The sequence below is a fragment of the Pseudomonas sp. BN505 genome (assembly GCF_029873175.1).
Classification (GTDB): Bacteria; Pseudomonadota; Gammaproteobacteria; order Pseudomonadales; family Pseudomonadaceae; genus Aquipseudomonas; species Aquipseudomonas putida.
This window is the reverse complement of sequence record NZ_SSOI01000067.1, coordinates 39,227-58,896: the sequence shown is the minus strand read 5'-3', so window position 1 is coordinate 58,896 and position 19,670 is coordinate 39,227. Positions and strand designations below refer to the sequence as shown.

General features: G+C 63.1%; 21 protein-coding genes. 10 read left to right on the top strand and 11 right to left on the bottom strand.

From position 1 onward, the window contains the following. Positions 1 to 26: 26 nt before the first annotated feature. Positions 27 to 230 (bottom strand): twin transmembrane helix small protein, encoded by a 204-nt coding sequence (locus E8E78_RS22690; protein WP_016484259.1) that lies wholly within the window; start codon positions 228 to 230, stop codon positions 27 to 29. 51 nt (positions 231 to 281) lie between these two features. On the opposite strand from E8E78_RS22690, the gene E8E78_RS22685 reads away from it, so the two are divergent. From E8E78_RS22685 to E8E78_RS22665, 5 genes are read left to right on the top strand one after another with little or no spacing between them, the layout of a single operon-like run. Continuing rightward, entirely contained in the window at positions 282 to 1,019 is a 738-nt protein-coding gene (locus E8E78_RS22685; protein ID WP_114941831.1) for an SURF1 family protein, read from the top strand. Further along, the gene (locus E8E78_RS22680; protein WP_049272956.1) at positions 988 to 1,569 is read left to right on the top strand and encodes a hypothetical protein; all 582 of its coding nucleotides are present in this window, start codon (positions 988 to 990) and stop codon (positions 1,567 to 1,569) included. The genes E8E78_RS22685 and E8E78_RS22680 overlap by 32 nt, the downstream gene beginning before the upstream one ends. A gap of 9 nt (positions 1,570 to 1,578) precedes the next feature. Then, complete coding sequence (locus tag E8E78_RS22675; RefSeq protein WP_016497407.1) at positions 1,579 to 2,658, top strand: COX15/CtaA family protein; 1,080 nt, start codon at positions 1,579 to 1,581, stop codon at positions 2,656 to 2,658. Beyond that, on the top strand, positions 2,643 to 3,536 hold the full coding sequence (gene cyoE, locus E8E78_RS22670) for a heme o synthase (RefSeq protein ID WP_059395858.1): 894 nt from the start codon (positions 2,643 to 2,645) through the stop codon (positions 3,534 to 3,536). Before E8E78_RS22675 ends, cyoE begins: the two co-directional genes overlap by 16 nt. Further along, positions 3,533 to 4,165: an SCO family protein gene (locus tag E8E78_RS22665; protein ID WP_049275720.1), complete on the top strand. Its 633-nt coding sequence runs from the start codon at positions 3,533 to 3,535 to the stop codon at positions 4,163 to 4,165. Before cyoE ends, E8E78_RS22665 begins: the two co-directional genes overlap by 4 nt. 122 nt (positions 4,166 to 4,287) lie before the next feature. Here the strand turns inward: E8E78_RS22665 and E8E78_RS22660 are convergent, their stop codons facing one another. The 3 genes from E8E78_RS22660 to E8E78_RS22650 form a co-directional block, all read right to left on the bottom strand. After that, positions 4,288 to 5,058, bottom strand: a complete 771-nt coding sequence (locus E8E78_RS22660) for a MetQ/NlpA family ABC transporter substrate-binding protein (protein WP_016497410.1) — start codon at positions 5,056 to 5,058, stop codon at positions 4,288 to 4,290. Positions 5,059 to 5,122: 64 nt separating this feature from the next. Next, positions 5,123 to 5,794 carry a methionine ABC transporter permease gene (locus E8E78_RS22655; protein WP_012269918.1) on the bottom strand — a complete coding sequence of 224 codons (672 nt, stop codon included), beginning with the start codon at positions 5,792 to 5,794 and terminating at the stop codon, positions 5,123 to 5,125. Further along, on the bottom strand, positions 5,794 to 6,801 hold the full coding sequence (locus E8E78_RS22650) for a methionine ABC transporter ATP-binding protein (protein WP_016497411.1): 1,008 nt from the start codon (positions 6,799 to 6,801) through the stop codon (positions 5,794 to 5,796). Before E8E78_RS22650 ends, E8E78_RS22655 begins: the two co-directional genes overlap by 1 nt. A 227-nt stretch (positions 6,802 to 7,028) precedes the next feature. Here E8E78_RS22650 and katE point away from each other — a divergent pair, with 227 nt between their 5' ends. Further along, on the top strand, positions 7,029 to 9,173 hold the full coding sequence (gene katE, locus E8E78_RS22645) for a catalase HPII (protein WP_280312724.1): 2,145 nt from the start codon (positions 7,029 to 7,031) through the stop codon (positions 9,171 to 9,173). 110 nt (positions 9,174 to 9,283) lie between these two features. On the opposite strand, the gene E8E78_RS22640 is transcribed toward katE, so the two are convergent. The 4 genes from E8E78_RS22640 to zur form a co-directional block, all read right to left on the bottom strand. Then, positions 9,284 to 9,991: a PA5502 family lipoprotein gene (locus E8E78_RS22640; protein WP_016497413.1), complete on the bottom strand. Its 708-nt coding sequence runs from the start codon at positions 9,989 to 9,991 to the stop codon at positions 9,284 to 9,286. Positions 9,992 to 10,118: 127 nt separating this feature from the next. Further along, positions 10,119 to 10,901, bottom strand: coding sequence for a zinc ABC transporter permease subunit ZnuB (znuB, locus tag E8E78_RS22635; protein ID WP_049275968.1), 783 nt, complete (start codon positions 10,899 to 10,901; stop codon positions 10,119 to 10,121). Further along, complete coding sequence (znuC, locus tag E8E78_RS22630; RefSeq protein WP_059395862.1) at positions 10,894 to 11,667, bottom strand: zinc ABC transporter ATP-binding protein ZnuC; 774 nt, start codon at positions 11,665 to 11,667, stop codon at positions 10,894 to 10,896. Before znuC ends, znuB begins: the two co-directional genes overlap by 8 nt. Then, complete coding sequence (gene zur, locus E8E78_RS22625) at positions 11,664 to 12,149, bottom strand: zinc uptake transcriptional repressor Zur (RefSeq protein WP_016497415.1); 486 nt, start codon at positions 12,147 to 12,149, stop codon at positions 11,664 to 11,666. Before zur ends, znuC begins: the two co-directional genes overlap by 4 nt. Before the next feature lie 18 nt (positions 12,150 to 12,167). Between zur and E8E78_RS22620 the strand changes: the two genes are divergently transcribed. Then, entirely contained in the window at positions 12,168 to 13,124 is a 957-nt protein-coding gene (locus tag E8E78_RS22620; protein ID WP_280312728.1) for a zinc ABC transporter substrate-binding protein, read from the top strand. 111 nt (positions 13,125 to 13,235) lie between these two features. Here E8E78_RS22620 and E8E78_RS22615 read toward each other — a convergent pair whose 3' ends face one another. Beyond that, positions 13,236 to 14,186 (bottom strand): homoserine kinase, encoded by a 951-nt coding sequence (locus E8E78_RS22615; RefSeq protein ID WP_049273058.1) that lies wholly within the window; start codon positions 14,184 to 14,186, stop codon positions 13,236 to 13,238. Positions 14,187 to 14,255: 69 nt separating this feature from the next. Next, positions 14,256 to 14,543, bottom strand: coding sequence for a DUF2782 domain-containing protein (locus E8E78_RS22610; protein ID WP_003252997.1), 288 nt, complete (start codon positions 14,541 to 14,543; stop codon positions 14,256 to 14,258). Positions 14,544 to 14,618: 75 nt separating this feature from the next. On the opposite strand from E8E78_RS22610, the gene polA reads away from it, so the two are divergent. Next, positions 14,619 to 17,366 (top strand): DNA polymerase I, encoded by a 2,748-nt coding sequence (polA, locus tag E8E78_RS22605; RefSeq protein ID WP_049273065.1) that lies wholly within the window; start codon positions 14,619 to 14,621, stop codon positions 17,364 to 17,366. 425 nt (positions 17,367 to 17,791) lie between these two features. Here polA and yihA read toward each other — a convergent pair whose 3' ends face one another. Continuing rightward, on the bottom strand, positions 17,792 to 18,424 hold the full coding sequence (yihA, locus tag E8E78_RS22600; protein ID WP_016497419.1) for a ribosome biogenesis GTP-binding protein YihA/YsxC: 633 nt from the start codon (positions 18,422 to 18,424) through the stop codon (positions 17,792 to 17,794). 201 nt (positions 18,425 to 18,625) lie between these two features. Here yihA and E8E78_RS22595 point away from each other — a divergent pair, with 201 nt between their 5' ends. Both E8E78_RS22595 and E8E78_RS22590 read left to right on the top strand, forming a co-directional pair. Continuing rightward, a complete protein-coding gene (locus tag E8E78_RS22595) occupies positions 18,626 to 18,928 on the top strand; it encodes a c-type cytochrome (protein ID WP_016484276.1) in 303 nt (100 codons plus the stop codon). Between the two features lie 31 nt (positions 18,929 to 18,959). Further along, positions 18,960 to 19,577: a c-type cytochrome gene (locus tag E8E78_RS22590; protein WP_016497420.1), complete on the top strand. Its 618-nt coding sequence runs from the start codon at positions 18,960 to 18,962 to the stop codon at positions 19,575 to 19,577. The last annotated feature ends 93 nt before the right edge of the window (positions 19,578 to 19,670 follow it).

The following is a 19,670-nucleotide window of genomic DNA, read 5'->3' as shown; positions in this document are numbered from 1 at the left end:
CAATCGCCGGCAAAACGAGTGCAGTTTCAGAAGGGCGCGTGTGAAACCAGCTGACCGCTGAGCAAACCCCAGGCGACCAGGGCAATGGTCAGGGCCGCCAGGGTCACCCGCACGGTCAGAGCCTTCAGCAGACGCGTCGAGTTTTCGTCGTCCTTGACCAGAAACACCAGGCCACTGAACAGGCTGGCAATCGTGGCCAACAGCATCAGGACAATCGCGGCCTTGAGCATGGCGCTACTCCCGGGGGATGCGGTGATGTGGATAAGTATAGCGAGGCGCCCGTGAGGCCGTTTCGCCCAGGCTGGGTACCGACCCTGGTGGTGCTTGCACTGCTGCCGGGGCTGGTTGCGCTCGGCTGCTGGCAACTCGGCCGCGCCGAGGAGAAGCGCGCGCTATTGGCCACCTATGCCGAGCGGCGCATCGAGGCGCCGATCACCACCGCCCAGCTCGCATCAAGCGACGACAATGCGTTTCGCCGCGTGCACCTGTACGGCCGCTTCGACGCCGAGCACAGCGTATTGCTGGACAACCGCATGCGCGATGGCCAGGCCGGTGTCGAACTCCTGCAACCCTTCCATGACCAGGCCAGTGGCCAGTGGCTACTGATCAACCGCGGCTGGCTGCCATGGCCAGACCGCCGTGTGCCGGTGCATTTCGATACCCCTGCACACGCCATGGCACTGGACGCTTCGGTGTATGTATCGCCGGGGAGCACGTTCCAGCTGCATCCCGACCCTGAAGGCGGCCAATGGCCGCACCTGCTCACTGCCGTTGATGCCGCGCAGCTATGGCCGGCGCTGGGCCGTGGAGGCTTTGCCCATGAGTTGCGCCTGGAGCCCGGCCCGGCGGCCTATCGCCTGGACTGGCCGGTTGTCGCCATGGGCCCGGAAAAACACCTGGCCTACGCCGTGCAGTGGTTTGCCCTGGCGGGTGCACTGGTTCTGCTTTACCTCTATTTCGGCTGGCACCACAACAAGGAGAAACGCCATGGCCACCGCCACTCCACTGGACGTGCCTGAACGTAGCAAACCCAGAGCCCGCGGGCGTTTGCAGCTTTTGCTGATCCTGCTGGTAGTGCTCGGGCCGATGATTTTGGCCACCAGCATGTACAAGCTGAAGTTCTGGGTGCCGGAGGGCCGCAGCTACCACGGCGATATGATCGGCAACGGTGAGAGCCGCACTGATATCGGCGTGTCAGGCGAGGACGAGCGTTGGCAATTGTTGGTCAGCGCCCCCGAAGCCTGTGCCGAGGACTGCCAGCGCCTGGTGTACCTCGCCCGGCAGATCCAGGTGGGCCTGGGCCGCGACGCCAGCCGTGCCAGCCATGCACTGGCCACCGCCCAGCCGCTGAGCGCCGACTACCAGGCGCTGCTGAGCCGCGAGTATCCGCAGCTGCAACGCTACCCGCTGGATGCCCCGCGCTACTTGCAGAAGGTGGGCGAGCCTGGCCCGCAACTGTGGATCGTCGACCCCCACGGCAACCTGGTGCTGCGTTACGACGGCAAGGCCAACGGCAAGCATGTGCTGGATGACCTGCGCCACCTGCTCAAGCTGTCCAACATCGGCTAGGAGCCTGCCATGGCCAGACCTGGATTCCGCATTGCTGTGTTCGCCACCCTGTTGGCACTGCTGGTCGTCCTGCTGGGTGCCTACACCCGCCTGACCCACGCCGGCCTCGGCTGCCCCGACTGGCCGGGTTGCTATGGCTTCATCAGCGTGCCCAAGAGCGAGGCCCAGCTTGCCCATGCCGAGCTGCACTTCCCCGATCACCCGGTGGAAGAGGCCAAGGGCTGGGCGGAAATGGTCCATCGCTATTTCGCCGGTACCTTGGCCATGGTGATTGCCCTGCTCGCCTTCCAGGCGCTGCGTCGGCATGCCCGCGATGGCCAGCCTTACCGCCTGCCGGTGCTGTTGCTGGGTGTGGTGCTGGCCCAGGCGGCTTTCGGCATGTGGACGGTCACCCTGAAGCTGTGGCCGCAGGTGGTCACGGCGCATTTGCTGGGCGGCTTCACCACCCTGAGCTTGCTATTCCTGTTGTCACTGCGTCTATCCCGGGCCTTTGCGCCCTTGCCGAAACTGCCACTGAGCCTGCGGCGGATCGCTGCGCTGGCGCTGTTGGTGGTGGTCGGCCAGATCGCCCTGGGCGGCTGGGTCAGTGCCAACTATGCAGCGGTCGCCTGCATTGACCTGCCGACCTGTCACGGCCAGTGGTGGCCAGCGGCGGACTTCAGCAATGGCTTCCACCTGACCCAGCACGTCGGCCCCAATTACCTTGGCGGGCAACTGGACAGTGATGCCCGCACGGCCATCCACATCAGCCACCGCCTGGGCGCGCTACTGGTCACCTGCGTGCTGCTGATGCTCAGTTGGAAGCTGTACCGCTGTGGCCTCCCCGGCCTGGCGCGGCTGGTGCTGCTGGCGCTGGCCCTGCAAGTGGGCCTGGGCATCAGCAACGTGGTATTCCACCTGCCGCTGGCGGTAGCGGTTGCGCACAATGCCGGCGGAGCGCTGTTGCTGTTGAGCATGGTGCTGGTGAACTACCGCATTCGAGTGGTCGACAAGGTTCGCGTGGGTGTCGGCCAAGGTTGGCGCCTGCGTCCGGTGGCCGGCGTGGGCATTTCCCATCACATGAGGAACGACTCGTGGCGACGCTTCTGAGCGCACGACGGGCCAGCTGGCGCGATTACCTGGAGCTGACCAAGCCCAAGGTGGTGGTACTGATGCTGATCACTGCGCTGGCCGGCATGTTCCTGGCCACACGGGCGGGGGTCGGCTGGAGCGTGCTGCTGTTCGGCAACCTGGGCATCGGCCTGTGCGCTGGCGCTGCGGCGGTGGTGAACCATGTGGTAGACCGGCGCATCGATGCGCTGATGGCCCGCACACACAAGCGGCCGCTGGCCCAAGGCCGGGTCGAGCCGCTACCGGCCTTGCTGTTTGCACTGGCGTTGGCGCTGCTGGGCATGGCCCTGCTGCTGGCGTTCACCAACGCGCTCACCGCCTGGCTGACCCTGGCTTCGCTGCTGGGTTATGCGGTGCTCTACACCGGCTTTCTCAAGCGTGCCACGCCACAGAACATCGTCATCGGCGGCCTGGCCGGCGCCGCCCCGCCGTTGCTCGGCTGGGTGGCGGTAAGCGGCCATGTCAGCGCCGAACCCTTGCTGCTGGTGCTGATCATTTTCGCCTGGACCCCGCCGCACTTCTGGGCGCTGGCCATCCACCGCAAGGAAGAGTACGCCAAGGCCGATATCCCGATGCTGCCGGTGACCCATGGCGAGCGCTACACCAAGCTGCATATTTTGCTGTACACCCTGATTCTGCTGGCGGTGAGCCTGCTGCCCTATGCCATCCACATGAGCGGCCCACTGTACCTGGCTTGTGCCCTGGCCTTGGGGCTGCGCTTCCTGCAATGGGCCTGGGTGTTGTACCGTGGCAGCCGGCCGCACGCGGCGATCGGCACCTTCAAGTACTCTATCGGCTACCTGTTCGCGCTGTTCATCGCGTTGCTCCTCGACCACTACCTATTGCTGAACCTATGACCCGAACCCAGAAAACCGTCTTCATCCTCGTCGCCCTGGTCGCGTTGATCCTGGGCCTTACCGTCAACAAGGTGCTCAATGGCCGCGACCAGCCCAACCCCGCCGAGCTGATCGACGCCGGCATTATCCTGCTGCCACAGAGCCGCACCGTGGCTGACGTGACCATGACCAACCAGGACGGGCAGCCGGTACAGCTGGATGACCTGAAAGGCAAATGGTCGCTGTTGTTCTTCGGCTACACCTACTGCCCGGACATCTGCCCGACCACCCTGGCCCAGTTGCGCCAGGTGAAGAGCGAGCTGCCCAAGGAAGCCGTCGACCGGCTGCAGGTGGTGTTGGTGAGTGTGGACCCGAACCGCGATACGCCGAACCAGCTGAAGCAGTACCTGGGCTATTTCGACAAGGACTTTGTCGGGGTGGCGGGATCGATCGAAGATACCCAGAAGCTGGCCAATGCCTTGAGCATTCCGTTCATTCCGGCGGATACCAGCAAACCGGGGTATACCGTGGATCACAGCGGCAACCTGGCGGTAGTCGGGCCAGATGGGCGTCAGCGCGGGTTCATTCGTGCGCCGTTCAACAACCAGAAGCTGGTGGCGCAGTTGCCCGGGCTTGTGAAGCGGGATTGAGATTTCGGGCCTGCTTTGCAGGCCTTTCGCGGCACAAGGCCGCTCCTACAGGGGTACGCGATCCCCTGTAGGAGCGGCCTTGTGCCGCGAAAGGGCCGCAAAGCGGCCCCAGGGGTTTCAGCTTAAAATGCCGGAACCACAGCGCCCTTGTACTTCTCGATGATGAACTGCTTCACCTCTGGCGAGTGCAGTGCAGCCGCCAGTTTCTTCATGTCTTCCGAATCCTTGTTGTCCGGGCGGGCAACCAGGATGTTCACGTAAGGCGAGTCGCTGCCTTCGATGGCCAGCGCGTCTTTTTCCGGGTTCAGCTTGGCTTCCAGCGCGTAGTTGGTGTTGATCAGGGCAGCATCGACCTGGGTCAGCACGCGCGGGATGGTGGCGGCTTCCAGCTCACGGAACTTCACGTTTTTCGGGTTCTCGGCAACATCCTTCACGGTGGACAGGATGTTCTTGTTGTCCTTGAGCTTGATCACGCCTGCCTTGTCCAGCAGCAGCAGGGCGCGGCCGCCGTTGGTGGCGTCGTTGGGGATGACCACGGTGGCGCCGGAGGACAGCTCGTCCAGCTTCTTGATCTTGGTGGAATACACGCCCAGCGGCTCGATGTGCACGCCGGCCACGCTGACCAGGTTGGTGCCCTTGGCCTTGTTGAACTCATCCAGGTACGGCTGGTGCTGGAAGAAGTTGGCGTCCAGGCGCTTTTCGGCAACCTGTACGTTCGGCTGGATATAGTCGGTGAATTCCTTGACCTTCAGCTCCACGCCTTCTTTGGCCAACTGCGGTTTGACGAAGTTGAGGATTTCGGCGTGCGGCACCGGGGTGGCGGCAACGGTCAGGGTATCGGCGTGGGCCGAGAAGGCCGCAACAGCGGCAGCGACAGCAAGCAGCTTCTTCATTGATCACTCCTTGTGAGGGCCGCGACGGCCCCCGAACGGGTCGGCCAGGCCGACCCCATTGGGGTTACTTACGGGAAAAATGCACGACCAGTTTGTCGCCCACGCTCTGCAGTACTTGAACCAGTACCAGCAGCAGTACCACGGTCACTACCATCACATCGGTCTGGAAACGTTGGTAACCGAAGCGGATAGCCAAGTCGCCCAGACCACCGGCGCCCACCACACCGGCCATGGCGGTGTACGAAACCAGGGTGATGGCGGTGACGGTAATGGCCGCGAAGATACCCGGACGGGCCTCTGGCAGCAGCGCACTGGTGATGATCTGGCGGGTGGTGGCACCCATCGACTGGGTAGCCTCGATGATTCCGCGGTCCACTTCACGCAGGGCGGTTTCCACCAGGCGGGCGAAGAACGGCGTGGCACCCACCACCAGCGGCGGGATGGCGCCGGCAACGCCCAGCGAGGTGCCGGTGATCAGTACGGTGAACGGGATCATCACGATCAGCAGGATGATGAACGGCAGCGAACGCAGGATGTTGACCACCAGCGACAGCAACGCGTACACGCCCTTCTGCTCGAACATCTGCTTTGGCCCGCAGAGGAACAGCAGCACACCCAGTGGCAGGCCCAGCAGCACGGTGAAGAACAGCGAGCCGAACAGCATGATCATGGTGTCGATGGTGGCCAGCCAGATTTCGGCCCAGTCGACGTTGGCAAAGAAATTCAGGGCGTCCATCAACGCAGTACCTCCATATGTACGTCAGCTGCCTTGAAGCGGGCGAAGGCCGCTTCCATGTCACCGCCGATCAGGGCGAGGGTGAGCTGGCCATAGGGGACATCCTTGATGCGGTCGATACGCCCGGCGAGGATGCTGTAGTCCACACCGGTTTCGCGGGCCACGGTGCCCAGCAGCGGCGCGTACGTGGCGTCGCCCTGGAAGGTCAGGCGCACGATGCGGCCAGGTACGTGGGCAAAGTCGTCGCGCTGCTCGCCTTCGTCGACCTGCTCGTCTTCCTGGACAAAGCGCTTGGTGGTGGGGTGCTGCGGGTGCAGGAACACATCGGCCACCGAGCCTTGCTCGACGATCTGGCCGGCGTCCATCACCGCCACACAGTCGCAGACACGGCGGATCACGTCCATTTCATGGGTGATCAGCACGATGGTCAGCTTCAGCTCACGGTTGATTTCGGCCAGCAGTTGCAGGACCGAGGCCGTGGTTTGCGGGTCGAGGGCACTGGTGGCCTCGTCGCACAGCAGGATCTTCGGGTTGGTGGACAGGGCGCGGGCGATGCCGACGCGCTGCTTTTGGCCGCCGGACAACTGCGCCGGGTACTTTTTGGCGTGGTCTTGCAGGCCGACACGGGCCAGTAGCTCGGTGACGCGCTTGTCGATTTCGCTGCGCGACAGCTCGCCGGCCAGGGTCAGTGGCAGGGCGACGTTGTCGGCGACGGTCTTGGAGGCCAGCAGGTTGAAGTGCTGGAAAATCATCCCGACCTGCTGACGGAAGCCGCGCAGCTGGCTGGCGTTGAACGCGGTGACGTCTTCGCCGTCGACGATGATCTTGCCGCCGGAGGGTTCTTCCAGGCGGTTGATCAGGCGCAGCATGGTGCTTTTGCCGGCGCCGGAATGGCCGATCAGGCCGAACACCTGGCCATCTTCGATGGTCAGGCTGGTCGGATTCAGTGCGGGGATTTCCCTACCGGCAACGCGGTAGGTCTTATGTACCTGTTGGAACTCGATCACGTAGCGAACCTTGTGGGGCGCATTGAAATTTGGGTCAGCGGTTAGCTGGGGTCGCGCATTTTAGCCTTTTCCCATAGCTGTTCTTAGCATTTATTTCGTAATGCACCAATCCTTCGGGCATATCGCGACAACCGGTAATCCTGATTGAACGCTCGGCAACGCCCTCCAGTCACTACTTGGACAAGCCCTGAACGGGCAAGCCTTAAGACTGATGAGGAGAGCCGATCATGCCCAGCAAGAAAACGGACGCGCCCAAGCAGAGTGAAGCCGCCGGCACCCAGACCCCTGACCGGGCCAATACCAATGCCAAGCTGCAAAGCCTGGAGGCCGACCGCAGCGATGCGACCGGGCATGCGCTGCGCACCAATCAAGGCGTACGCATCGCTGACAACCAGAACACCTTGAAGGCAGGTGATCGCGGGCCTTCGCTGCTTGAAGACTTCATCATGCGCGAGAAGATCACCCACTTTGACCATGAGCGGATCCCCGAGCGCATCGTGCACGCCCGCGGTACCGGGGCCCACGGGTTCTTCCAGAGCTATGGCAACCACGCGGAGCTGACCAAGGCCGGCTTCCTGCAGGACCCGGAAAAGATCACCCCGGTTTTCGTGCGCTTTTCCACGGTGCAGGGCCCACGCGGTTCTGGCGACACGGTGCGTGATGTGCGGGGCTTTGCCGTCAAGTTTTACACCGACGAAGGCAATTTCGACCTGGTCGGCAACAACATGCCAGTGTTTTTCATCCAGGATGCCATCAAGTTTCCCGATTTTGTCCACGCGGTAAAGCCAGAGCCACACAACGAGATACCTACCGGCGGCTCGGCGCATGACACCTTCTGGGATTTTGTCTCGCTGGTGCCGGAGTCGGCCCACATGGTCATGTGGGCCATGTCTGATCGCGCCATCCCGCGCAGCCTGCGAATGATGGAAGGCTTTGGCGTGCACACCTTCCGCCTGATCAATGCCGAAGGTGTGGCCAGCTTCGTCAAGTTTCACTGGAAGCCGAGCCAGGGCGTGCATTCGCTGCTGTGGGACGAAGCCCAGAAACTGGCGGGCAAGGACACCGACTTCCAGCGCCGTGACCTGTGGGAAGCCATTGAAACCGGCGACTACCCGGAATGGGAACTGGGCGTGCAGATTGTGCCGGAGGCTGACGAACACAAATTCGACTTCGACCTGCTGGACCCGACCAAGATCATTCCCGAAGAACTGGTACCCGTCACCCCGCTGGGCAAGATGGTGCTGAACCGCAACCCGGACAACTTCTTCGCCGAGGTCGAGCAGGTTGCCTTCTGCCCTGGCCATATCGTGCCGGGTATCGACTTCACCAATGACCCCCTCCTGCAGGGCCGGCTGTTCTCCTATACCGACACGCAACTGAGCCGGCTGGGCGGGCCGAACTTCCACCAGATCCCGATCAACCGCCCTGTGGCGCCCAACCACAACAACCAGCGCGACGCTTTGCACCAGCACACCGTGCACAGGGGCCGTGCCTCGTATGAGCCGAACTCCATCGACGGCGGCTGGCCGAAGGAAACGCCACCCGCAGCACAGGATGGCGGCTTCGAGAGCTTCCAGGAACGCATCGATGCGCACAAGATTCGCCAGCGCAGCGATTCGTTCGGCGACCATTTCTCGCAAGCGCGGTTGTTCTTCCAGAGCATGAGCCCGACAGAGCAACAGCACATCATCAAGGCCTACAGCTTCGAGCTGGGCAAGGTCGAGCGCGAGGCCATTCGTGCCCGTGAGGTGAACGAAATCCTGGCCAACATCGATCTCAAGCTGGCGGCTGCGGTAGCCGCCAACCTGGGGTTGCCCGCACCCAAGGCGGGCACCGTTCAGGTGAAAGGCAGCAAGCTTGCCGAGTCCCCGGCATTGAGCCAGATGAACCACCCAGGGGTTGTGGGCATCAAGGGGCGCAAGATAGCTGTGCTGCTGGCCGATGGCGTGGATGCCGGCAGTGTCGACCGGTTGGTCAAGGCGCTTGAGGCGCACAGCGCGCGCATCATGCTGCTTGGGCCCACCTCGGCACCTGTCAAGGCTGCCGGCGGCAAGGCACTGCCCGTGGATGCCTCGATGGAGGGCATGCCTTCGATCATGTTCGACGGGGTGCTGGTACCGGCCGGGAAGGCCGCGCTGGATGCGCTGGGGGCGAGTGGCCTGGCCAAGCACTTCCTGCTCGAAGCCTACAAGCACCTGAAGGCGATCGGCTTTGCCAAGGAGGGCAAGGTGCTGGTGGACGCGCTGGGCCTGAAGGAGGACAAGGGGCTGTTGCTGGGCGATGCCCAGAAGACACTGGACGCTTTCGTCAAAGCGGTCGAGGGGCACCGGGTGTGGGAGCGTGAAGCTGCTGCGGAGGCTGTACCAGCCTAAGGAGCCGCTTCGCACCCCATCGCGTCACAAGGCCGCTCCTACCGGAGATTGCATGCCCTGGTAGGAGCGGCCTTGTGTCGCGAAAGGGGCGCGCAGCGCCGCCAGTGTTTTCAGCGCTGATGCGGTACCAGAACCACCTGCGCCGGCAGTGAGCGTTGAATTTCATGCTTCTGCTTCAGCTGGAACCCACTGTCGATCTTGCGCACGCGCTTCTCCAGCAAGGTCTTCAGCCACGGCGCATCGTCGGTACGCGGCACCTGGAACACCACTTCGCAGTCATAGCTCACCACATCGGCGGCAATGTCATCGAGCTGGCGGCGCATGGCGCGGCTGTCAGTGGTCTTCAAGGCAACCACCGTGCTTGGCGCAGTCGGGTCGATGATGCGTGCCGTGGGCTTGGCTTCGGCGGCTTTCAACGCAGCCTCGGCCTTCTCCAGCTCGGCCTTGCGTGCCTGGGACAGGGGATCGCCACCGGTCACTGCCGGGGCTTGCGGCATCAGTGCCCGGGCACGGGCCAGGGCGGTAGCGGCCGCATTCACATCACCCTTTTGCAGGACGATCTGGCTGCGTTGCAGGTAGGCTTCGGCCAACTGACGCTGGTATTGCTCCAGGCGCGCGTCGTCAGGCGACTGCGCTTGCAGGGCTGCCAGCTGGTCTTCGGCGGTGGCCAGCTCGTTGCTGGCGATGTTTTGTTGCAACTGCTGCCAGGCATCGGCTTGGGCAGGTGCGGGGGCCTGTTCGACCGGCGCGCTGGAACAGGCAGCCAGGAGCAGGGAAAACGCGGCAACAAGCAGATAACGGGAGGCGAACGGCTTCATTCCTGCGACTCTCTATTTGCGCAAAAAGCGAGCAAGTCTACACCCAGGTGCGCACGCTCGAAAACAGGTCTTACAGACCCTTTACCCGGCAAAAGGTTGCAAGGCGTGCCTTCACACGCCCTGCTGTTCAGCGTTTTGGCAGGGCCAGGCTCAGCAAGAATAGCACCGCCGCGCAGACCACGATCGACGGGCCGGCGGGGGTATCCTTGAACCACGACATGGCCAGGCCACTGCAGACCGCGGTGACGCCCAGCAGGCTGGCGCCCACGGCCATCTGCTCGGGGGAGCGGGCGTGACGCTGCGCCGCAGCCGCGGGGATGATCAGCAGCGAGGTGATCAGCAGCACACCGACGATCTTCATGGCCACCGCAATCACCACCGCAATCAGCAGCATCAGTGCCAGGCGCAGGCCGGCAACGGGCAGGCCTTCGACCGTGGCCAGTTCTTCGTGCACGGTGACTGCCAGCAGCGGCCGCCACAGCGCGGCAAGCAGCACCAGCACCAGCGCACTGCCGCCGAGGATCCAGGCCAGGTCGGTGGTGCTGATGGCCAGCAGGTCACCGAACAGGTAGGCCATCAGGTCGATGCGCACATCGTGCATGAAGCTCAGTACCACCAGGCCCAGCGACAGCGTGCTGGGGGCGAGAATGCCGAGCAGGGTATCGGAGGCCAGCGGTTGGCGTTGCTGCAAGGTCACCAGCAAAATCGCCAGTAGCAGGCAGCCGATGGTCACTGCCAGTGCCGGGCTGACGTCCAGGGCAAAGCCCATGGCCACACCGAGCAAAGCGGCATGGGACAGGGTGTCGCCAAAATAGGCCATGCGCCGCCATACCACGAAGGAACCCAGCGGGCCGGCAACCAGCGCCAGGGACAAGCCGGCAAGCAAGGCGTAGAGAAGAAAATCAGCCATGCTTGCAGTGCTCTCCGTGAACATGGGTGCCAGGGGCGACCACCGAGCCGTGCAGGTCGTGGCTGTGGTCGTGGTGGTGGTGGTAAATGGCCAGGCTAGGTGCGGTCTGGCCGAACAGTTCGACGAACGCCGGGTCGCCGCTGACTTGCTCGGGGTGGCCCGAGCAGCACACGTGACGGTTCAGGCACACCACCTGGTCGGTGGCGCTCATCACCAGGTGCAGGTCATGGGACACCATCAGCACGCCGCAGCCATGGCGGTCGCGCAGGCGGGTGATGAGGTTGTACAGCTCGGTCTGGCCAACCACGTCCACACCCTGCACCGGCTCGTCGAGCACCAGCAACTGGGGTTCGCGCAGCAGGGCGCGGGCCAGCAGCACGCGTTGCATCTCGCCGCCGGAAATGGTCTGGATCGGGCTGTCGATGACCTGTTCGGCGCCAACTTCCTGCAGCGCCGCCAAGGCTGCGGTGCGGTCTACGCCGGGCACCAGGCGCAGGAAGCGCAGCACCGACAGCGGCAGCGTGGCATCGACCTGAATCTTTTGCGGCATGTAGCCAATGCGCAGCTTCGGCTTGCGCCATACCTTGCCACGGTGCGGCTTGAGCAACCCGAGTACGGCGCGCACCAGGGTGGTCTTGCCCGCCCCGTTGGGGCCGATCAGGGTGACGATCTGGCCGGGTGCGACCGACAGGTCGATGCTGTCGAGCACCGCCTCGCCGCCAAAGGTGACGCCGACCTGCTCCAGGCGGATCAGGGCATCGCTCATGCCGCGCTCCGGCAGCTGCCGCACAGGCCGACCACTTCCACGGTCTGGGTCTCGACAGTGAAGCCCACGTCTTTGGCGCTGTTGATGATGGCGTCGCTGATGCTGCTCTGCTCCAGCTCGATGGCCACATGGCAGGCCCGGCAAATCAGGAACTGGCCTTGGTGCACGTGTTCGGGGTGGCTGCAGCCGATGAAGGCGTTGAGCGAGGCGATGCGGTGCACCAGGCCGTTTTCCAGCAGGAAGTCCAGCGCACGGTACACCGTGGGCGGCGCGGCGCGGCGGCCGTCCTGCTCGCTGAGCACGGCGAGGATGTCGTAGGCGCCCAGCGGCTTGTGGCTTTGCCACACCAGCTCCAGCACACGGCGGCGCAGCGCGGTCAGGCGCAGGCCCTGGCGGGTGCACAAGGCGTCGGCTTCAGCCAGTGCGCTGTGTACGCAATGGGAATGATCGTGAGGACGGTTGGCCAGCGGCGTGATGGACATGGGCAGCGACGGTTCTGGATGGAGACGTTATTATGTTACCTGTTTCTGACGACTCGAGTATCCACCGTGTCCCGATTCCTAGCTCTGTTTGTCGCTTTCATCGCATTTTCTGCCCAGGCCGATGTGCGTGTGCTCACCAGTATCAAGCCCCTGCAGCAGATTGCCGCTGCCGTGCAGGATGGCGTTGGCAGCCCTGACGTGTTGCTGCCGCCAGGCGCTTCGCCGCACCACTATGCCTTGCGCCCGTCCGATGTGCGCCGGGTAGGTGATGCCGACCTGCTGTACTGGATCGGCCCGGACATGGAGAGCTTCCTGCTGCGGGTGCTGGGCAGCCGTAGCAAGCCTACGGTGGCCGTGCAGTCGCTGACGGGCATGAAGCTGCGCCATTTTGGCGAGGACAGCCATTCCCATGAGGAAGAAGACCACGACGACCATGACCACGATCACCGTCCAGGCAGCCTGGATGCACATTTGTGGTTATCGTCGGTCAACGCGCGAGTAATCGCGGCCAAAATGGCGGCTGACCTGGCACAGGTCGACCCCGCCAACGCAGCTCGCTACCAGAGCAACCTGAAGGCCTTCGATGAGCGGCTGCATGCACTGGATGGGCGTATAAAGGCGCGGGTGGAGGGTATTGCCGACAGGCCGTACTTCGTGTTTCACGAAGCGTTCGATTACTTCGAGGCTGAATATGGCTTGAAGCACACCGGCGTGTTCAGCGTGGCGTCCGAGGTGCAGCCTGGGGCGCAACATGTGGCAGCCATGCGCAAGCGCCTGCAGGAAGTGGGCAAGACGTGCGTGTTCAGCGAACCGCCACTGCGACCGCGCCTGGCCGAGACCCTGACTGCCGGGCTGCCGGTGCGCCTGGCCGAGCTGGATGCACTGGGTGGCACCGACCCGGTGGATGGCAAAGGGTATGAGCGCTTGCTTGAGAAGCTGGGTGGTGATCTGGCTGGTTGCCTGGAACAGCTGTAAGCCTGTACCGGCCTTTTCGCGGGCATGCCCGCTCCCACAGGAACAACGATAACTTTCAGGGTTGTGTTATCCCTGTGGGAGCGGGCGTGCCCGCGAAGAAGCAGACGGGGTCTAGAGGGCGAACGGCAGGTGCAAGGCCACTTGCTGGCGCTGGGCCAGGCGCACTTCGAACTCGCTCGGGTCGTGGATCATCACATCCATCCCGGCAAACGATTCGGCTGCGATCAGGCGCGACAGCCAGAAGCGCACGCAACCTACCCGCAACATTTCCGGCCACAGCTCGGCTTCGGCCGCCGTGAACGGCCGCAGCGCCGCATAGGCCGCCAGCAATGCCTGGGCACGCGGTACATCCACCGCGCCCTTCTCATCCAGGCACCAGTCGTTCACGGTGATGGCGATGTCATACAGCATCGGCCCGGAGCAGGCGTTGTAGAAGTCGATCACGCCGGTCAGGTGGGTGCCTTCGAACATCACGTTGTCGCGGAACAGGTCGGCATGCAGGTTGGCCCGTGGCAACGCAAGGATCTGCGCCTTGTGCGCGGTGATTTCATCCAGCGCCGGCTGCAGCAGTGCGGCCTGTTCGGCAGTCAGGCGCGGCAACAGCTTGGCACCCGAGGCCAGCATCCAGTCCAGGCCACGGTCGGTGCGGCGCTCGATGATGTGCTCGCGGGTGGCCAGGTGGATGTGTGCCAGCAGCTCGCCGACCTGGGCGCAGTGCTGGTTGTTCGGCGCCTTGATGTGCTTGCCCGACAGCCGTGGCTGCAGCAGTGCCGGCTTGCCGCACAACTCGCGCAGGCCATTGCCGTCGCGGTCACGAATGGCATAGGGCACCGGCATGTCGGCGTCGTGCAGGGTGTCGAGCAGTTCGATGAAGAACGGCATGTCCTCGCTGGGCCCGCGCTCGATCAGCGTCAGGACGAACTCCCCCTGTTCGAGGCTGACGAAGAAATTGCTGTTCTCGGTGCCGGCGGCAATGCCCTGGAAATCGAGCAGACGGCCCAGCTCGTACGGCGCCAGAAAGGTTTCCAGCTCAGGCCGGGTCACGGGGGTGAAGACTGACATGATGAAAATTTGCCCATACGGGCACTTCCGCCGGGAAGTGCCGGGTTGATGTGAACGGTGCGCGTCAGATTACCACTCGAAGATCTTCCAGGACGGAATCAGCATGTCCGGCTGGTCGGATCGAATGAAATTGGCATCAGTGCCATCAGCGCGTACCAGAAAATAAGGCTTGCCGTTTTTCGGCGTGATCTTGATCGCATACAGGAAGCCGTTCTGCCGGTACTCCTGGATGGTTTTGTCGCCTTCCGTGCGAATGGTCACCTCGGGATCGGCCGAGGGGGCGTCGTCCGCCGCCAGGGTGACGACTGGCGTGGTTGCCAACAGGCCGAGCAGTAACAGGCGATTGAGTGTACGCATGATAACCTAGTCCCTTTGTCGTCAATGATTCTGGCTATTCTAGCGCCGGACCCGTCGAAAAGGTTGATTCTGCTCATGAGCCAAGCCCCCCTCGTCCTGGTGGACGGTTCCTCCTACCTGTACCGCGCTTTCCACGCGCTGCCGCCGCTGACCACGTCCAAGGGCATGCCGACCGGTGCGGTGAAGGGTGTGCTGAACATGCTCAAGAGCCTGCGCAAGCAGTACCCGGACAGCCTGTTTGCGGTAGTGTTCGACGCCAAGGGCGGCACATTCCGTGATGCCATGTTCGCAGAGTACAAGGCCAACCGCCCAAGCATGCCTGACGACCTGCGGGTGCAGGTCGAGCCGCTGCACGCCAGCGTGAGGGCACTTGGCTACCCGCTGCTGTGCGTTGAGGGTGTCGAAGCCGACGACGTGATCGGCACCCTGGCGCGCAGCAGCGCCGCCCAGGGCCGCCCGGTGATCATCTCGACCGGCGACAAGGATATGGCCCAGCTGGTGGACGGGCACATTACCCTGGTCAACACCATGACCGGTAGCGTGCTGGACGTGGCTGGCGTGCACGAGAAATTTGGCGTCGGCCCGGAACATATCATCGACTTCCTGGCCCTGATGGGTGACAAGGTCGACAACATCCCAGGCGTACCCGGCGTTGGCGAAAAAACCGCGGTGGGCCTGCTGACCGGCATCGGCGGTGGCCTCAGCGACCTTTACGCCAACCTGGACAAGGTGCCGGCGCTGGCCATTCGTGGCGCCAAGACCCTGCCGGCCAAGCTGGAGGAGCACCGCGATGCGGCGTTCCTGTCCTACGAACTGGCCACCATCAAGGTCGATGTGCCGCTGGATGTCGAGGTCGAGGCACTGGTGTGTGGCGAGCCCGACCGCGATGCGCTGTTGGCGCTGTACACCGAGATGGAGTTCAAGAGCTGGGTTGCCGAGGTGCAGCGCGACGCGGCAAGGGCTGGTACTGAGGTTGCGCCGGTCGCAGAGCCGACGGCCAAGGTCGAGCCGCAGTACGAAACCATTCTGGACCAGGCCCGTTTCGACGCATGGCTGGAAAAGCTGCGCCAGGCGCCGCTGTTTGCCTTTGATACCGAAACAACCGGCCTGGATGCCCAGAAGGCGCAGCTGGTTGGCCTGTCTTTCGCTGTCGCGCCCCATGAGGCGGCTTATGTCCCGTTGGCGCACGACTATGAAGGTGCGCCGGCCCAGTTGGACCGCGAGGCTGTATTGCTGGCATTGAAACCGCTGCTGGAAGACCCGGCCAAGGCCAAAGTCGGGCAGAACGCCAAGTACGATATCAATATCCTCGCCAACGGTTCGCCCGCCATCGAAATGCGCGGCGTGGCCTACGACACCATGCTCGAGTCGTACGTGCTGAATTCCACCGCTACCCGTCACGACATGGACAGCCTGGCGCAAAAGTACCTCGACCACACCACCATTGCCTTCGAGGACATCGCCGGCAAAGGCGCCAAGCAGCTCACCTTCAACCAGATCCACCTGGACAAGGCCGGTCCTTACGCTGCCGAAGACGCCGACATCACCCTGCGCTTGCACCAGGCGCTACAGACGCGCCTGGCGCAGACGCCGGGCGTGCTGCCGGTGCTGATGGACATCGAAATGCCGCTGGTGCCGGTGCTGGCCAAGATCGAGCGCCAAGGTGCGCTGGTCGATGCCGCACTGCTGCACGTACAGAGCGGTGAGCTGGGCGTGAAGATGGCCGAGCTGGAGCTGCGGGCCTACGAGCTGGCCGGTGAAGAATTCAACCTCGGCTCGCCCAAGCAGCTGGGTTCGATCCTTTACGACAAGCTGGGCATGCCGGTGCTGAGCAAGACCGCCAAGGGCCAGCCATCCACCGCCGAAGCCGTACTCGATGAACTGGCCTTGCTCGGCTACCCACTGCCTGAGGTACTGATGCAGTACCGCAGCCTGAGCAAGCTCAAGAGCACCTACACCGACAAGCTGCCGGGCCAGATCAACCCGCGCACCGGGCGAATCCACACCTCCTATCAGCAGGCAGTGGCAGCGACCGGCCGGTTGTCGTCGAGCGACCCGAACCTGCAGAACATCCCGATCCGTACCGCCGAAGGCCGGCGTATCCGCCAGGCGTTCATTGCCAGCCCGGGCTACAAACTGCTGGCGGCGGACTACTCGCAGATCGAGCTGCGCATCATGGCCCACCTGGCCAAGGACGAAGGCCTGCTGCACGCCTTCCGCAACGACCTCGACGTGCACCGGGCAACGGCGGCGGAAGTGTTCGGTGTTGCCCTGGAAGACGTCACCACCGACCAGCGTCGCAAGGCCAAAGCCATCAACTTCGGCCTGATCTACGGGATGAGCGCCTTTGGCCTGGCCAAGCAGATCGGCGTCGACCGCAAGCAGTCGCAGGACTACATCGACCGTTACTTCGCCCGCTACCCGGGCGTGCTGGCCTACATGGAGCGCACCCGTGCGCAGGCCGCCGAGCAAGGCTTTGTCGAAACCCTGTTCGGCCGCCGCCTGTACCTGCCAGACATCAACGCCAAGAACCCGGCCCTGCGCAAAGGCGCCGAGCGTACGGCGATCAACGCGCCGATGCAGGGCACCGCGGCCGACATCATCAAGCGGGCCATGGTTAATGTGGATAACTGGCTGAGCGAGAGCGGGCTGGATGCCCGGGTGATCCTGCAGGTTCACGACGAACTGGTGCTGGAGGTGCGTGAGGACCTGGTTCAGCAGGTGAAAGATGAAATTCGCCAGCACATGAGCCAGGCCGCACAACTGGATGTGCCGCTGCTGGTGGAGGCAGGAATTGGCGCAAATTGGGACGAAGCTCACTGATTGAGCGGGGAAAGCTGTGTAGGATCTGCGACGTAGTGACGCGGATCCTGGCACTGCTCAGTGCCGTTGGTGCTGAAGCTTCATGAAACTATCGCAAATAGTTTTCAGGGCTTCGGAACTAAACCGGTGAAGCGGAACTCAGAGTAACTGAATGGCTGGTGAAGCCCTTCGATGCTCCTATGTTGTGTTAAGTGTTGGCAGATATCTGGACCCCGCCCTAGCGGTCCGGACTTGGACCCCGAACTTCCCCCTCCCCATACGAAGTCCGGGGTTTTTTTTGCCCGCAATTTGACAGGCAGCCGCTGCTGCTCCCTATCGTAGGAGCAGCCTAGTGCTGCGAAAGGGCCGGTATGGACAACAGATTTCTACAGCCTGTCATGGCCTCTTCGCAGCACAAGGCTGCTCCTACAGGTCTGCGCAGGCCCTCAGGCCACAGGCTTGTCTTCCAGCTCCATCCAGCCCGCCAGCACGCGGTAGGCGTCTTCCACGCCCAGGCGCTTGGGCGCCGAGAACAGCTGGATGGTCACGCCATCACCCCAGCCCTTGCGGATTTCCGACTGCACTTTCAGCAAGGTGTTCTTACCCGCGCCATGGGTGAGTTTGTCGGCCTTGGTCAGCAGGATGTGCATGGGCATGCGGCTGGCCTTGGCCCAGTCGAGCATCATCTTGTCGAAGTCGGTCATCGGGTGGCGCACGTCCATCATCAGGATCACGCCGCGTAGGCACTCACGGCTGCCCAGGTAGGCTTCCAGGTGTTTCTGCCAGTGCTGCTTGAGCGGGATCGGCACTTTCGCATAACCGTAGCCCGGCAGGTCGACCAAACGCCGTTCATCGTCCAGACTGAAGAAATTCAACAGCTGGGTGCGCCCCGGGGTTTTCGAGGTACGCGCCAGGCTGGCATGGGTCAGGGTGTTGAGGGCGCTGGATTTGCCGGCGTTGGAGCGGCCGGCAAAAGCCACCTCGTAACCCTGGTCTTCCGGACATTGTTCGACCTTGGCAGCGCTGAGGGCGAATGTGGCTTTCTGGCAGAGGCCGAGGATGGGGTTCTTGACTTGCATGGGATATCCGATGTGGGTGTTGCCTGACTCTGAAGGCCCGAGCCTGGCAAGCGGTGTCGTTTCCGTTTGGATGGCGGAAGTATATAATGCGCCAGTTTTTGTGTGCTCATTCTCCCAGCGAAGGGGAACGGGCATGGGGTGTCGAACAATAGCTCGCGCATCAGAACGCAGCGCGGCCCCCAACCCTGAAGGTCGTTCCGCATGGCGAAATGGCTGCTTGCTGTCGGTATGTTCCTGCCGGTTTTCAGCGCACAGGCTACACAGGATCCCGAGGTGTTGTACAACCGCACGTGTGCGGCCTGTCACACCGGGCAGTTGCCACAGGCGCCCAGACAGGGTGACCGGGCAGCATGGGAGCCAAGGCTGGCGCAAGGCATGGATGTACTGGTGAAGCACGTGACCCAGGGTTTCAAGGCTATGCCGCCGCGTGGATTGTGCATGGACTGCAGTGCCGAGGACTACCGTTTGGTCATCCTTTGGATGAGCGGCAGTCCCGATACATAACATTTCACCCTTAGCCGTGTTGGATTAGCTGATGAACAAACTAGTCGTGAGTCTGCTGTTGACCCTGGGTGTCGCAGGTGCGGCCACTGCTGCGCAAACTGTCAAGGGCGATGCCGCCGCCGGTCAGGCCAAGACGGCCGTGTGTGGCGCCTGCCACAACCCCGACGGCAATAGCCTGGCACCAAACTTCCCGAAACTGGCCGGCCAGGGCCAGCGTTACCTCGAAAAACAACTGCACGATATCAAGTCGGGCAAGCGTACCGTGCTGGAGATGACCGGCATGCTGACCGCGTTCAGCGACCAGGACCTGGCCGATATCGCCGCCTACTTCTCCAGCCAGAAAGGCAGCGTGGGTGCCGCCGATCCCAAGCTGGTCGAACGTGGCCGTTCGCTGTTCAATGGCGGCGACCTGGAAAAAGGCATGCCTGCCTGCACCGGTTGCCACTCCCCCAACGGCGCAGGTATTGCTTTGGCCGGCTTCCCGCACCTGAGCGGCCAGCACTCGCAGTACGTGACCAAGCAGCTCACGGACTTCCGCGAAGGCAACCGCACCAACGATGGTGATGCCATGACCATGCGCACCATTGCAGGCAAGCTGAGCAACCACGACATCGAGGCGTTGGCCAGCTACATCCAGGGCCTGCATTAACCTTCAGTTAATGTTGTAGGCCAATGATGAAAGGGCGGCCGGGCCGCCCTTTTTTCAGTCCGCAGCCGTTACACTACAGAACTCGATCCCTTC